We start from the raw sequence: 13,975 nt of genomic DNA, 5'->3' as shown, positions 1-13,975 counted from the left end.
CTTTCTCCAAAGATAAACGAAGCGAATGATTAGAGTACTGCTTAGCCTATGCATTATTTCTCTTTTTGCCTGTTCAAGTGCGCAAGAACTTGAGTTGGGCGCCGCACGACTAGACGAATATCTCCCCCTTTTAGAGGGTAAACGCGTGGGTCTAGTGGTGAACCAGACATCTGTCATAGGTAACACTCATTTGGTGGACACCTTACTGTCTCGTGGCGTGAATGTAGTAAAGGTAATGGCACCTGAACACGGTTTTCGGGGTGAAGCGCCTGATGGTGCAACAATTGATGATGCCAAAGATTCTAAAACTGGCTTACCGATAATTTCTATTTACGGAAAGTCAAAAAAACCTAGCCCAGAAATGCTAGCAGATTTAGATGTTATCATTTTTGATATTCAAGATGTAGGCGTTCGGTTTTACACCTTCATCAGTACCATGCACTATGTGATGGAAGCCTCTGCTGAAAATAATAAACAAGTAATCATTTTTGACAGACCAAACCCTAATGGAATGTTGGTAGATGGCCCAGTAAAAGATGATGACATCAGTAGTTTTGTGGGCATGCACCCTATCCCTGTAGTCCATGGCCTCACTGTAGGCGAACTTGCTCAAATGATCAACCAAGAAGGGTGGTTAAAAAATGCGGTAAAGAGCGACCTGACCGTAATCCCTATGAAAGGTTGGGATCATAAAATGACTTATAACCTGCCTATAGCTCCTTCACCAAATTTACCAACAAACAATGCGATTACGCTCTATCCAAGTCTAGGCTTATTTGAAGGGACAGTAGTGAGTGTGGGTAGAGGAACCGATTTTCCATTTGAAGTCATTGGGCATCCAGATTACTCTCAAGGCACTTTCAGTTTTACTCCAGCTCCAAATTCGGGTTCGAAATATCCACCTTTAGAAGGCGAGTTGTGCCAAGGTCAATATTTTGGTGATCAAATAGCCCAACACGAGTTTAGCTTGAAATACCTTATGAAATACTATGCCGATTTAAAGGATGACACTACTTTTTTCAGGCCATATATCAACCAATTGACTGGAACCAAATCCTTTCGGGAGCAAGTAGAAAAAGGTTGGACTGAAGAACAGATTAGAGCCACTTGGCAGCCAAAGCTGGATGCTTACAAAGTCATTAGAAAAAAGTATTTACTATATCCCGATTTCGAATAAATGCAGGATTTACGGATCATATACATGGGTACGCCAGAATTTGCCGTACCTAGTTTGCAAATACTAGTTGAGAATAGTCTCAATGTTGTAGCGGTTATCACTGCTCCCGACAGACCTAAAGGACGGGGCCGAAAACTGACCACTACGCCGGTAAAAGATTACGCTGTTTCCCAAAACATACCGGTTCTGCAACCCACAAACCTAAAAAACCCTGAATTTCTGGAAGAGTTAAAGGGCTATAACGCGAACCTTCAAATCGTAGTGGCATTTAGAATGCTACCCGTGGCCGTATGGGACATGCCTGAAATTGGAACATTTAACCTTCACGGTTCATTATTACCTCAGTATAGAGGGGCAGCACCAATTAATTGGGCCATTATAAATGGTGAAAAAGAAACTGGGGTGACCACTTTCTTTTTAAAGCATGAAATCGATACGGGCAACATCATTTTCCAAGAGAAGGAACCGATCGATGAGAATGATAACGTGGGCGATGTTTATGAACGACTAATGCGTAAAGGGGCTCAATTAGTGCTCAGAACAGTAGAAGCAATTCAAAAAGGAGACTATCCACAAGAAGTACAAGACGAAAGTGTGGACATAAAGCATGCCCCAAAGATATTTAAGGAGACCTGCGAAATTGATTGGTCTAAATCGGCTGATGAAGTCCATAATTTTGTGCGTGGCTTATCACCATACCCTGCAGCATGGAGCATTTTGAATGGAAAGAAATTCAAGATTTACGAAACAAAAAAAGTTAATTCGGAACAAAACATTGGAGAACCCGGCACTGTAGAAACGGATAACAAATCTTATTTGAATGTGATGACAGGATCAGGTCCCATTTCCATTGCATCACTCCAAATGGACGGAAAGAAGCGTATGGATATTAAATCCTTTTTACTTGGAAACACATTATGATTAGTACGATTGTAGTCGCAAAAGCTAAAAACAATGCCATTGGAAAAAATAACGACCTTCTATGGCGTCTACCTGATGATTTCAAATTCTTTAAGCAGGTCACGCTAGACCATTTTGTTATTCTTGGAAGAAAGACTTTCGAATCTTTACCTGGCTTACTACCGAGAAGAACCTTCGTAATTATCACAAGACAAAAGGAATATCAAGCACCTGAAGGACACTTTGTTGCTCACAGTTTAGAAGAAGCTTACAGAATATGCCAAGAACAAACACAGCAAGAAGTATTTGTAATCGGTGGCGGAGTGATTTATAAAGAATCTATCGATAAAGGTCTGATTGATAAAATGTTCATTACCGAAGTCGATGCCAATATTGAGGACGCGGACACCTTCTTCCCTGAATTCAGCATGAATGAATGGAAAGAAGTGGCTAGGGAGTATCACTCTGCAGATGATAAGCACGAATACGCTTTTGATTTCGTCACCTACTCTAAAGTCTGACAGTTCTTTATCTTAGATCAGTTTGGCGGAATCTACTTATTTTAGAAACTCACCATCATGAAAGATCTAAAAGACAATACAATTTGGATTACAGGCGCTTCTTCAGGAATAGGTGAAGCCTTAGCCATACAACTCTCAGTCATGGGGGTAAACCTGATACTTTCTGCCAGAAGAACGGTTGAACTAGAACGAGTTAGGGCACTTTGCGCTTCTCCTGAAAAAGTAAAAATCCTTCCGCTTGATCTTACTGATTTAGATAGTCATGGTGAAAAGACAACTGAGGCCATATCTCTTTTCGGCCAAGTAGATCATTTAATCAACAACGGTGGTCGAAGTCAACGATCGCTTGTCAAAGACACTATTCTTCAGGTGGATCGTGATTTAATGGAGGTCAATTATTTTGGATCTGTCAGTCTCACCAAACAACTTCTGCCGCATATGCTTAAGCGTGGAAGTGGTCATTTTACAATTATCACCAGTTTAACCGGTGTTTTTGGAACACCATATCGGTCTGGGTATGCGGCTAGTAAACACGCACTCCATGGTTTCTATGATAGCATGAGAGCTGAACTAGAGGATGTTGGGATAAAAGTGACAATTGCCGCACCAGGGTTTGTAAAAACGAATGTCTCTATCAATGCCTTTCAAGGCGACGGTCAAGCGTTAGGTCAAATGGATGATGCTCAAGCAAATGGCCTCACACCTGATGAATGCGCCAAAGCGATCATTAAAGCGATCAGAAAACAAAAAAGGGAGGTCTATATCGGTAAGGAGTCTTATGCCGCTTATGTGAAAAGGTACTTACCATGGCTCTTCGCCCGGTTGATCAAGAAAGCGAAGGTGAGATAGTATTAGCTTGACTTCTGTAAACAACAACAGAACCGCAAACCAAATCATGAATACATCTATTATCCGATCTTAGATATGAAGTCAGAATTGAAAACAGGCCAAGGGCAAATTTGAATACTACTCTAATAATCGCCATCATCAGCCCAATTCTTTGCGACGTATCTGATACACGTCTAACTTCCAATCCTTGTATTCTATGACCCAGCGTTCCACCGGCAATGCCAACTGTTAAAGGTTCATAAATGACAAACAAGATTATCATAACCATAGCCCTAACCCAATCAGGAACCGCTCCAACGGAATCAATTAAATAGGCAGAGATAACCATAATTAAAAGAATCAAAACAGCATCAATTAGTGAAGCCTTTACTCTGAAACTCGTTGCAGGATAATTCATTACTTGGTTATTTATCTCAAGCTAATATACTCTTCGAAGTTAGGTTAACAAAAAAGCCGCTTCATCAATCGAAGCGGCTTTTTACTTACGTTAAGATTTTTTAGCCCCTTGGAGCTGGTTCTCTCATACCCACCCATGTAAATCGACGATTGACATAATCTGGATTTGTGAAAGAGGCATTTCCTGCTGGGTTACCACCAGTCACGTGGAAATCAGAAAATGCTGCATTCTGATTCACGAATATCTGACCAACTAAATTGAAAGACACTGGAGTTGCCGCTAAAGACATTTCATCAGCTATATATTCTTTCATATCATTATCAGTAGTGTAGGCACCACATGAAATTGCGCCATAAGACTCGGCCATTTCCTTTGCTAAAGCAACAGACTCTTTTGTATCCTTCGTTTTAATTAAGAAAGCAATCGGCCCGAACATTTCTTTCGAGAATTTATCCTTGTCTCCTGCGGTTAACTCAATAACTGTAGGTGTTTGCGTTCTCGCATTTTTGAAATACGGAATGGGCTGCTCAATATTTCTTGTTTCCAACCAAGTTTTACCCCCAATAGCTTTTGATGCCTCAACTGTTCGTTCTGCCGTAGCTGGATTCTGAATAGTACCCGCCACAAAAGGCCCTGCTTTAGGGTTATTGATAAGTCCATTGGTGAAATCAGCAAATTTCTGAGCTACTTCATCAAATGAAACAACGCCCTCTGGAGTTTTCACACCACCTGCTGGGATAAAGAAGTTTTGAGGAGCCGTACACATCTGACCAGAATAAAGCGCCACAGAAAAGGTAATGTTCTGGATTACTTTATCTAGGTCTTCCACAGAGTCTAGTATGATTGAATTAACCCCTGTTTTTTCAGTAAATACCGCCTTCGGTAAAGTCTCTAAATAAGAACCGAATTCAGAATTACCTGTGAAATCCACAACCTTGACGGCTTTATGCTCTGCAAGTTCCTTTGCAATTGGTGCTGATTTAGTGTCGATTGCGAGCTGGCACGCATCTGGATCAAAGCCAGCATCTCTGAGTGCATTTCTAATCTCAGCCACTACAATGGCCATAGGCAATACCGCACCCGGATGTGGTTTTACTAATACTGAATTACCCATCATCAAATCGGCATATACGCCAGGAACAGAATTCCATGTCGGGAAAGTAGAACAGCCGATAACCAGGCCAATTCCTTTAGGAACAGCTCTCCATTCTTTGTTAATCACCAAGTTGTACTTACCCATTGGTTTTTCCCACACCGTTGAATCAGGAAACCTTCCCAATTCTTCATAGCCAGCAGCTACAGCTTCTAATGCTCGGTCGGCAGCATGAGGGCCAGAAGCTTGGAAAGCCATCATATAACCTTGACCGGTTGTATGCATAGTGGCATAAGCATTCTCGAAAAACCTTTTCGAAAACCTTTCAAGAGAATCGATTAATACCTGTGCACGATCTTCTTTTGACACCTTTCTCCAGCTATGGAATGCCTTCTCGGCACGTTCAATCAGGACCTCGTTTGTAAATTGAGGATAAGTGGTGCCCACTGGTTCAGCAAAATATGGTGAGTCTTCTTCGCCAACCCAAGCTATTTCGCCTTGCTGTTGAAGCTCCTCAAACCTCCCTTTTCTCAAAGCTTTAAATGCATTTTTTCCATCTTCATCCGCGGTTTCGCCATAAATCTTAGGCGATGGATGCTCTGGATATTGTGCGTGAAAAACTCTGGTGTGTAAGGCTTCGATCGCCTTATCTAAAATTTCTTTATTTGCTGGTGACAATCCCATAACGAACGTTTGTTTGGTCGAATTTAAAACAATGGTTTGATAATTAACAGTGTTGAATCACGATTGTTATCTAAGGATTCTTGTTCCATATACCCCAATCGAAATTCTCTCTGAAATCGATTGAAAAACAGGATGAATAAAAAGAGTTTTAAATTGATCCATGAGTTTTTAAGCCAAGCACTTAACGATGAGTTTGGCACCTTATTGGGAGACCCTCAATCAAGTTGAGGGTGACGGTAATGAACAAATGAGCGACTAGTTAAAGCCTTGAATTTGATCCCAAAGATCTCTCAACTGCGGATTGAAGCCCTTTATTAATTCTTCCTTCCAAGATCTATTCCATCGTTTCAGGACCTTTTCTCGTTCAATTGCCGATTCAATCGCTTCAAATACTTCGAAATAGATCAAATGATAGCATCTATACTTTTTTGTAAACTTTGATCCTTCCCCATTTCTATGTTGATAAACTCGAGTTTCTAAATCAGAAGTAACACCTATGTATAAAGTAGTCCTTTGCTTGTTCGACATGATGTAGGTATAACCACCTTTTGGCATACGCTTCTGAATTGGGTTTATCTGAAATTAAGGAACTCTTAAGAAACAAGTATAGCTAAAACGCCATTTTCATTTTTATCTGGTATTCCTATCAAAACTTCCAAAGGATGGCCTTTTATTAAAAAGAAAGTTCTTTCCATAAAACATTTAAAGAAGTAATTCGGTATACCTTTGCGGAAGAAAGCATTTAAAAATGAACGATCGAAAAACGACTAACATATTATTATTGATTATCGTTATTCCTTTGGTTTTTTTCCTCTTTAAAACGTTGTCGTTCATACTGATACCTTTTGTATCGTCGATGTTTATCGCCTTGCTCTTCCTACCCTTGATGCGATGGTTGAAAAGTAAAGGATGTCCCAAAGTTTTGAGCCTAATCATCGTAGTGCTGATTATTGCGACATTCTTCAAGCTCAGTGGTGAACTAATACAACTATCAAGCAAAGAAATCCTTTCTAAAGACAATGCCTTTTTAGATCAGGCGAAAGTAAAACTCAGTGGATTACTCTACTCGATCGAGAGCTTTTTTGGTGTCGATTTCCTACAAGGAGAAGACACATTGGCCTCATTTATCAACCAAGAAACGATCAGTAAGAACTTTGCACCGACGGTGGGTTTTATATCAAATACCCTCACTATGACTCTGACCACAGCATTCTTCGTACTCTTGTTGCTTGCTGGCTCAATAGACATTCAAAAGATTCTGAGAATCACCGTTTTAAAACAACAGTTTTCCTCTATCAAGACCTTTATGAAGATAGAAAAAGACCTTATAACGTTCATTAAGGTAAAGTTCTTCATTAGTTTATTTACGGGCTTAGGCATTGGTGTTTCTTGCTGGGCCTTTGGGGTCAGTTTCCCTATTTTCTGGGGACTTTTCGCCTTTGCGATCAACTTCTTGCAAATGGTTGGCTCGGTGATAAGCGTGGTACTACTAGCTGTTTTTTCTTTCGTTGAAATAGAAACCACATCTATATTGTTCTTCTTCGTAGCCACTATTACAGGTGTTCAAGTACTATTTGGAGGTATTTTAGAGCCTATTTTTATGGGCAAATCGTTCTCCATTAATGTAATCACAATTCTGATCATGTTAATGCTCTGGGGCTATGTATGGGGTATCCCTGGACTAATTATGTCCATCCCCATCACTGTATTTATTAAAATCCTCTTAGAGCAATTCGAAAGCACCAAAGTCATTGCCAGACTAATCTCTGGAAATAATGAAGGCATAAAAGTAAAGATCGGTAAGCTCTAGATTTACATCGAAATCGAGAAGTTGCCCCTATCGACCTTTAACTTCCCACTCATAAAATTATTTTGAGTTGATAGATCGATTGACCTATCTTATTGATTCATTGAACATTGAAGTCAATAAGCATGAAAACTCTAATCTGCAGTTCAAAAAGCACGCTAGTACTTTTTCTTATCGTATGCCTAGGCTTCCAGGGTGTTAGTCAGGATATGACGCCATATATTATCTATAACGCCAAAGGCAAAAAGGTTTCGTACAAGAAAATGTTGAAGCAGCTTGAAAAGCAAGATGTTATCTTTTTTGGCGAACAACATAACAACCCAATTGCTCATTGGCTTCAGTATGAGGTAACTCGAGCACTACACAACAAACGCGATTTAATCCTAGGTGCCGAAATGATAGAGGCTGATAATCAGGAGGCACTGGACAATTATCTCAAAGGAACGATCGACCAAAAAGCCTTTGATACATTGGCACGCCTATGGAAAAATTACCCAACGGATTATGCCCCGCTCGTTGATTTTGCCAAACAGCATGAACTAAAATTTATCGGCACGAATATTCCAAGAAGGTATGCCAATCAAGTGTACAAAAATGGGTTCGAAGTTTTAGAATCACTTACGCCTACGGAGAAATCATGGATAGCATCTTTACCAATTCCATTCGATCCAGAACTACCTCGTTATGTAAACATTCTGAGCATGATGGGCGATCACGGTACCCCGAATCTGGTTAAATCGCAAGCCTCCAAAGACGCCACAATGGCCCACTTCATTGCCAAAAACCATTCTGATGGAGAATTATTCATTCATTACAATGGCGCCTACCATTCTGACTTTTTCGAAGGTATTTTATGGTATTTAAATAAACTAAAGCCAGAATATAGAGTCATCACTATTTCCACCGTAGAACAAGCCGATATCTCCAAACTTTCAAAAGACCATTTTGGTCAGGCAGATTTTATTATTTGTGTAGATAGCCACATGACCAAGACATATTAATCTGCAAATTGGGTAAATTGTAAACTCATGTAGTTATCATTTACTATGAAGAAATTTGCTCTTGGTGTTCTAGTTATCCTCGTTTTATTCGTTGCCTTTCTGCTCGTAAAAACTTTCACGTTCACATCCATTCAGGCTGAAATAGCAGTGATCGATAAAATTCCGGTCGGCGACGCTTCAATTACCCGTCTCCAAGAAGCCTTAAGGCTAAAAACTATTTCTTTCGAAAACGAAGCAGACTTCGATCCTACGCCTTTTCAAGATTTCAACGATATATTAAATCGAAATTACCCGTTGACTGACTCGTTACTCAATCACCAAATATTTAGCGAATACAGCCATCTATATGAGTGGAAGGGGCGTAATTTAAGCCTTGCACCTATTGTACTTATGGGGCATATTGATGTAGTGCCGATCGCTTCGCCTGATAAATGGTCGGTCGATCCGTTCGCAGGAGAAATCAAGGATGGTGAGATTTGGGGGCGAGGTACCATCGATGATAAATTCTCTGTCATTGGGATTTTAGAATCAGTTGAAATGCTTTTGAAAGAAGGCTTCCAACCAGAAAGAACCATTTACTTAGCCTTCGGTCATGACGAAGAAATTGGTGGTGAAAAAGGTGCCGTTGTCATCGCAAAACACCTGGAAAATCAAGGTGTAAAAGCGGCCTATGTATTGGATGAAGGGTACGCCATCACTCAAAAGTTAGTACCGGGTATTGAGGCAGACGTAGCTATGATCGGCATAGGCGAGAAAGGTTCTACGACTATTGAGTTTACTGTTGATATGGATGGCGGACACTCTTCTAAACCAGCCAAAGAAACTGCTATCGACGTATTAGCTAAGGCTATTTCTGACCTTAAAGCCAGTCCATTAGAAGCATCTATTTCAGAAGCCATGAATGGTTTTATGGATTACTTGGGCCCTGAAATGGGCTTTGTCAATAAACTTGCCTTTGCAAACCGTGACCTTTTCAAAGGCATGATCATAAGTACTTATGAAAACGCTAGTACGGCAGGCAACGCTCTCGTCCGAACCACAACGGCTCCAACTGTTTTTGAAGCTGGTGTAAAAGAAAATGTAATTCCGACCTATGCCAGAGCACTAGTAAACTTCCGAATAGTACCGGGTCAAACAGCTGAAGACATTTTGGTTCATGCCAATAAAGTAATTGGCGATGATCGTGTAAAAGCCAAGTTTTCAGGCTTTAATTCGGAGCCATCCCCAGTTTCTTCTATCGAAACTGAGGGGTTTGAAACAATAAATAAAACGATCAAACAAATTTTCGATAAGACTTTAACTGGACCTAATTTGGTCATAGCAGCCACTGACTCCAGACATTTTAGCGCTGTTAGCCCAAATATCTATCGCTTTGTTCCCTACCATATCAATGAGGACAACATAGATACATTTCACGGTATTGATGAGCGTATTCCTATAGATGACTACAAGGATGCCATTCGCTTCTATATTCAGCTCATCAAAAACTCGAACTCTTCACAGTAAAAGTGAATTTTTAGCTGGCCTAAAACCAGCCAGCACCCAAGTTTCTGAACGGCCACGGAATGGATGCTAGGATTAAAATGAGTCCGATCAAATAGAAAGTTGATACAGCCTTAAATTTCTTAGCATCGCTAATAGCACGTTTTGCTTTGCTATAACCTATTGTAATTAAAGCTATGGCCACAAGCATAAGACTGATATGCTCAACGGTGTAAAACCTAAGCACGGGGCTAGACATAGTCTCGCTCGAAAAAACCACTTTTGGACTCATGAAGTACATCACAATTCCGAGGACAAGTTGTATATGGGTGAAGATCATAGCAAAAAGAGTAATCTTCTTGTCTTTCGGAGACCATCGGCCATTTCCTTTTTTAGAGAAAGCATTGGCGATCGCTACGAGTAATAAAACCAAAACAACCCAGCGTAAGCCTGAGTGAGCGTGTAAAAGTCCGTTGTACATAGTGGTATGATTTATATGCAATTTAATCACAAAACTCTTTCGACTTATATTTTGCTATTTTTTCCTTCACTTCAAATCCCTAATTTTCACGCTACCACAAACAGATAGTCGATATGAAAGCTGCCTTTTACGCTGAATTTAATGGGCCAATCACTGTTGAAAACTTACTAGATCCCACACCAGTTTTTGGTGGCGTAGTCTTGAAAGTTGAAGCTACGGGACTATGCCGATCTGATTGGCATGGATGGATGGGACATGACAGCGATATACTATTACCGCATGTACCGGGTCATGAACTGGCAGGCACAGTAGCTGCTGTAGGGAAAGGCATTAAAAAATTCAAAGTTGGCGATCGGGTGACTGTGCCTTTTGTCAGTGGTTGTGGAAAATGCCATCAATGCAAAACTGGAAATCATCAAGTTTGTGATAATCAATTTCAGCCTGGATTTACACATTGGGGAAGTTTTGCGGAATATGTGGGCATTCATTATGCAGATATAAATTTGGTACACTTGCCAGATGAAATCTCGTTTGAAACCGCCGCAAGCCTTGGCTGCCGATTCATTACCTCTTATCGGGCAGTTATGCATCAAGGACAAGTTGAATCTGATCACTTTGTAGCCGTACATGGATGTGGTGGTGTTGGACTTTCGGCCATAATGATCGCCAAGTCAAAAGGAGCACAGGTTATCGCTATCGACATCAATCAAAAGGCATTAGATTTTGCCAAATCAATCGGAGCAGACTTTTTAGTCAATGCGAATGAGGAAGACCCAGTGGAAGCTGTGAAAGAATTGTCAAAAGGAGGCGTACATGTCTCCTTAGACGCACTAGGCAACAAAATCACATGCTATAATTCAATCGCTAACCTAAGAAAGAGAGGGAAACACATACAGGTTGGGCTTATGGCAGGAGAAGATTACAATCCTAGCGTCCCCATGCACTTGGTAGTTGCCAATGAACTGGAAATCCTTGGCAGCCATGGAATGCAAGCACATGCCTACCCAGAAATGATGCAGTTCATTCAATCAGGCAAGCTTCAGCCAGAACGATTAATCGGTGAGTTGATCAGTTTGGAAGAAGGCGCCGCCCTCCTTCCAAAAATGAATGACTTTAAAGGTATTGGGGTCCGAGTGATCAATCAATTCCAAGCTTAAGATGTAATACTTAGAAGAATCCAGATAACCTCTCGACTGTTTTAGGGCAACTCATTTCCAATCACAAGTATCTTAAACTATTGTCGAAAAGACGTTTAACCGCCAGCTAAACCGATGACCATGAACCCGCCTCCAAGGGGTTCATATACTCGTATAATCTTACCATAAGAGGTTAAAACAAAGAAAAATGGGCTGGTCAGCAATTCACATCAAACAACAAATTCAAGAGAATAAACCAAAAAAAGCATTTGCAAAAGCAAGAAGTGTTTACGGTGACAGAATGGAGGACACACCCTTTAGGCGTTCCGTCAAAAGGAACGTTACTACTGACTTTGATGAGCTCTTAAGATTGAGAAAGGAAAATGCCAGAAGGAAACAAAAGGCAAGTGCCAGATTTATTTTTCTTATTGGAATTGGAATGGCAATCTTCCTGATCTCATTTCTAATTATGACACTCGAGAGGTTTTCTTAAGCTCTAAAACTTTAGGGCGGCATAGCCCTTCAACTGATAAGTAGTCATGGTAGTAAGCATAGAAGTAGCTGTTTCCAAGCCCGGTGCCAATTTAGTATGATCAATCTGACGTCCTAACATGGATTGAGAGCAGACCACGATTTTAACGCCTGCCGCTTGAAGCTCATTAAAAAGAGGAATGTGAGGGTTATCGATACCGTACTTTTCATTGTATTTCTCATTATTCAATACTGACCAAACCGCACCGCCGTGAATGGCCATAACAACCTTCATATTTTCCTTCTTTACCCCGCCCATCGCATGCAAATTCATCAGTCGGGCCACATTGACAATTGAATAGAAAGGCTCACTTACTTTCGAGTCTGCGGTTACAATGTCTACGATGACCTTGTACTCCATATTGGGGTCTGGTTTTTCCGTAGCATGTGGAGCATCGAAAATACCACCATAGTTCTTGATAATAGGATTAATCTGCTCCTGAGCGATAGATACATTAATCGCAAGAATACCGAAAAGTAAGAGAAGTGAGCTTTTAAGAAGGTTCATAGTTTCATTGATTTATCTAGGTGTCAATAGACACAATTTTGAAGAATAAATCAATAAAAGGAGCCTTATTCGACTAATCCCATTTGAAGTAGGTGTATCCTTTTTGCGTGTAAGTTGTAATGGTCGTTAAGGCTGAGGTACCCACTTTCACATTATCCATCAGTTTGTCAAAAGTGTAGCCATAATTCACATAAGACTGTCCACAGACTACTACCTGCACGCCCGCTTCCATCAACTCCTTGTATAACGGTACATAGGGACTTTCATTATCATATTTGTCCTTATAGGATTCAGCATTTAAAACCGAACTTGTCGCCTGACCATGAATTACGACTACGACCTTCAGGTTTTCAGGCTTCACACCACCTACTCCGTGCAAATTCATCAGTCGGGCTACATTAGTTGCTGAAAATGCCGGTCGTTTTGACTTCTTATCCATTTTATGAACCAACTCCACAAGGATCTTATATTCCATATCCGGATCTGGAGCTACATCCACACGTTCTAAATCTAAGATACCTCCATAGTTCTTTATAATAGGATTAACCCATTTTTTCTTCTCTTGACCGTAAGTAAGATTAACCCCAAATGATAATAGAAGAATGAGTGCGATTTTGAGTTTCATGTTAAAAGAGTTTTGACCAAGGACGGGAATAGTAGTCTCTAATTCAAACCGACCATGGAATATAAGTCTGACGACGTTTGTTTAATGATTTTGATAAAACGAATCACTTCAAACTCTAGTATTCCGTCAAAAAACTCTGAATAAATTTGAATTAATATACCGATCAGTATATTTTTGTATAAGATATGACCAAAGCCGATAGAACTCGTAGTTACATTATTGAGCAAGTGGCACCGATCTTTAATAAAAAAGGTGTTCATGGTACGAGTCTGTCCGATATTACTAACGCTACTGGTTTAACAAAAGGAGCTATTTATGGCAACTTCATCGATAAGGATGCTCTAGCAATGGCTTGTTTTGAATATAATCTAAGGTTTCTTCAAAAAGGCCTCTATAAATCCTTGGCAAAAAGGGGATCCGCGGTTCAAAAACTGGAAGGGCTGATCGATTTTTACGAGGACCATTATTTGAATATATCGGTAAATGGAGGATGTCCCTTGATGAATTCAGCAATTGAAGCAGACGATGCCTATCCGGTTCTGAAAAAGAAGGTCCAGGATACATTCAAGTTATGGAAAGCCGAGCTTTCTGGAACCATTATCGACAGTCAAAAAGCATTTGAAGTGAGCGCAGATGTTGACCCAATATCATTTTCAAATACATTCATTGCTCTTGTTGAGGGCGGTATTTTATTGGCCAAAACCATGGAGGAGCCTGAATACTTCAAGCAAATTGCCAATCAATTAAGAGCTTTCGTACAGCAAGAACTTAACCTAAATTAAT

General features: G+C 40.3%; 16 protein-coding genes. 10 read left to right on the top strand and 6 right to left on the bottom strand.

The annotated features are described in order from the left end of the window. The first annotated feature begins 25 nt into the window (after positions 1-25). The 4 genes from BFP71_RS09370 to BFP71_RS09355 are packed head-to-tail and all read left to right on the top strand — an operon-like array spanning position 26 to position 3,447. Positions 26-1,177: an exo-beta-N-acetylmuramidase NamZ family protein gene (locus BFP71_RS09370; protein ID WP_069835226.1), complete on the top strand. Its 1,152-nt coding sequence runs from the start codon at positions 26-28 to the stop codon at positions 1,175-1,177. Beyond that, a complete protein-coding gene (gene fmt / locus BFP71_RS09365; protein WP_245701832.1) occupies positions 1,178-2,098 on the top strand; it encodes a methionyl-tRNA formyltransferase in 921 nt (306 codons plus the stop codon). It abuts the gene before it with no gap. After that, positions 2,095-2,598 (top strand): dihydrofolate reductase, encoded by a 504-nt coding sequence (locus tag BFP71_RS09360; RefSeq protein ID WP_222843476.1) that lies wholly within the window; start codon positions 2,095-2,097, stop codon positions 2,596-2,598. The genes fmt and BFP71_RS09360 overlap by 4 nt, the downstream gene beginning before the upstream one ends. A gap of 57 nt (positions 2,599-2,655) precedes the next feature. After that, the gene (locus BFP71_RS09355; protein ID WP_069835225.1) at positions 2,656-3,447 is read left to right on the top strand and encodes an SDR family oxidoreductase; all 792 of its coding nucleotides are present in this window, start codon (positions 2,656-2,658) and stop codon (positions 3,445-3,447) included. On the opposite strand, the gene BFP71_RS09350 is transcribed toward BFP71_RS09355, so the two are convergent. The 3 genes from BFP71_RS09350 to BFP71_RS09340 all read right to left on the bottom strand — a co-directional run bounded on the left by BFP71_RS09350 (position 3,425) and on the right by BFP71_RS09340 (position 6,176). Next, the gene (locus tag BFP71_RS09350) at positions 3,425-3,844 is read right to left on the bottom strand and encodes an RDD family protein (RefSeq protein ID WP_069835224.1); all 420 of its coding nucleotides are present in this window, start codon (positions 3,842-3,844) and stop codon (positions 3,425-3,427) included. The genes BFP71_RS09355 and BFP71_RS09350 overlap by 23 nt on opposite strands. Before the next feature lie 100 nt (positions 3,845-3,944). After that, positions 3,945-5,621: a phenylacetic acid degradation protein PaaN gene (paaN, locus tag BFP71_RS09345; RefSeq protein WP_069835223.1), complete on the bottom strand. Its 1,677-nt coding sequence runs from the start codon at positions 5,619-5,621 to the stop codon at positions 3,945-3,947. A gap of 255 nt (positions 5,622-5,876) precedes the next feature. Further along, positions 5,877-6,176, bottom strand: coding sequence for a GIY-YIG nuclease family protein (locus tag BFP71_RS09340; protein ID WP_069835222.1), 300 nt, complete (start codon positions 6,174-6,176; stop codon positions 5,877-5,879). A 193-nt stretch (positions 6,177-6,369) separates the two neighbouring features. Here BFP71_RS09340 and BFP71_RS09335 point away from each other — a divergent pair, with 193 nt between their 5' ends. The 3 genes from BFP71_RS09335 to BFP71_RS09325 all read left to right on the top strand — a co-directional run bounded on the left by BFP71_RS09335 (position 6,370) and on the right by BFP71_RS09325 (position 9,935). Then, positions 6,370-7,431: an AI-2E family transporter gene (locus BFP71_RS09335; protein ID WP_069835221.1), complete on the top strand. Its 1,062-nt coding sequence runs from the start codon at positions 6,370-6,372 to the stop codon at positions 7,429-7,431. Positions 7,432-7,553: 122 nt separating this feature from the next. Continuing rightward, positions 7,554-8,429, top strand: a complete 876-nt coding sequence (locus tag BFP71_RS09330; RefSeq protein WP_069835220.1) for a ChaN family lipoprotein — start codon at positions 7,554-7,556, stop codon at positions 8,427-8,429. A 45-nt stretch (positions 8,430-8,474) separates the two neighbouring features. Further along, complete coding sequence (locus BFP71_RS09325; protein ID WP_069835219.1) at positions 8,475-9,935, top strand: M20 family peptidase; 1,461 nt, start codon at positions 8,475-8,477, stop codon at positions 9,933-9,935. Positions 9,936-9,954: 19 nt separating this feature from the next. Here the strand turns inward: BFP71_RS09325 and BFP71_RS09320 are convergent, their stop codons facing one another. Continuing rightward, positions 9,955-10,392: a cytochrome B gene (locus tag BFP71_RS09320; protein ID WP_069835218.1), complete on the bottom strand. Its 438-nt coding sequence runs from the start codon at positions 10,390-10,392 to the stop codon at positions 9,955-9,957. Between the two features lie 113 nt (positions 10,393-10,505). On the opposite strand from BFP71_RS09320, the gene BFP71_RS09315 reads away from it, so the two are divergent. Continuing rightward, positions 10,506-11,549: a zinc-dependent alcohol dehydrogenase family protein gene (locus BFP71_RS09315; protein ID WP_069835217.1), complete on the top strand. Its 1,044-nt coding sequence runs from the start codon at positions 10,506-10,508 to the stop codon at positions 11,547-11,549. Positions 11,550-11,736: 187 nt separating this feature from the next. Next, positions 11,737-12,021 (top strand): hypothetical protein, encoded by a 285-nt coding sequence (locus tag BFP71_RS09310; protein ID WP_069835216.1) that lies wholly within the window; start codon positions 11,737-11,739, stop codon positions 12,019-12,021. Between the two features lie 3 nt (positions 12,022-12,024). Here the strand turns inward: BFP71_RS09310 and BFP71_RS09305 are convergent, their stop codons facing one another. Continuing rightward, positions 12,025-12,567 carry a DsrE family protein gene (locus BFP71_RS09305; protein ID WP_069835215.1) on the bottom strand — a complete coding sequence of 181 codons (543 nt, stop codon included), beginning with the start codon at positions 12,565-12,567 and terminating at the stop codon, positions 12,025-12,027. Positions 12,568-12,640: 73 nt separating this feature from the next. After that, a complete protein-coding gene (locus BFP71_RS09300; RefSeq protein ID WP_069835214.1) occupies positions 12,641-13,192 on the bottom strand; it encodes a DsrE family protein in 552 nt (183 codons plus the stop codon). A gap of 185 nt (positions 13,193-13,377) precedes the next feature. Between BFP71_RS09300 and BFP71_RS09295 the strand changes: the two genes are divergently transcribed. Next, positions 13,378-13,974 carry a TetR/AcrR family transcriptional regulator gene (locus tag BFP71_RS09295; RefSeq protein WP_069835213.1) on the top strand — a complete coding sequence of 199 codons (597 nt, stop codon included), beginning with the start codon at positions 13,378-13,380 and terminating at the stop codon, positions 13,972-13,974. The last annotated feature ends 1 nt before the right edge of the window (position 13,975 follow it).

The sequence above is a fragment of the Roseivirga misakiensis genome, assembly GCF_001747105.1.
GTDB lineage: Bacteria > Bacteroidota > Bacteroidia > Cytophagales > Cyclobacteriaceae > Roseivirga > Roseivirga misakiensis.
This window is presented reverse-complemented; position numbering and strand designations above follow the sequence as displayed.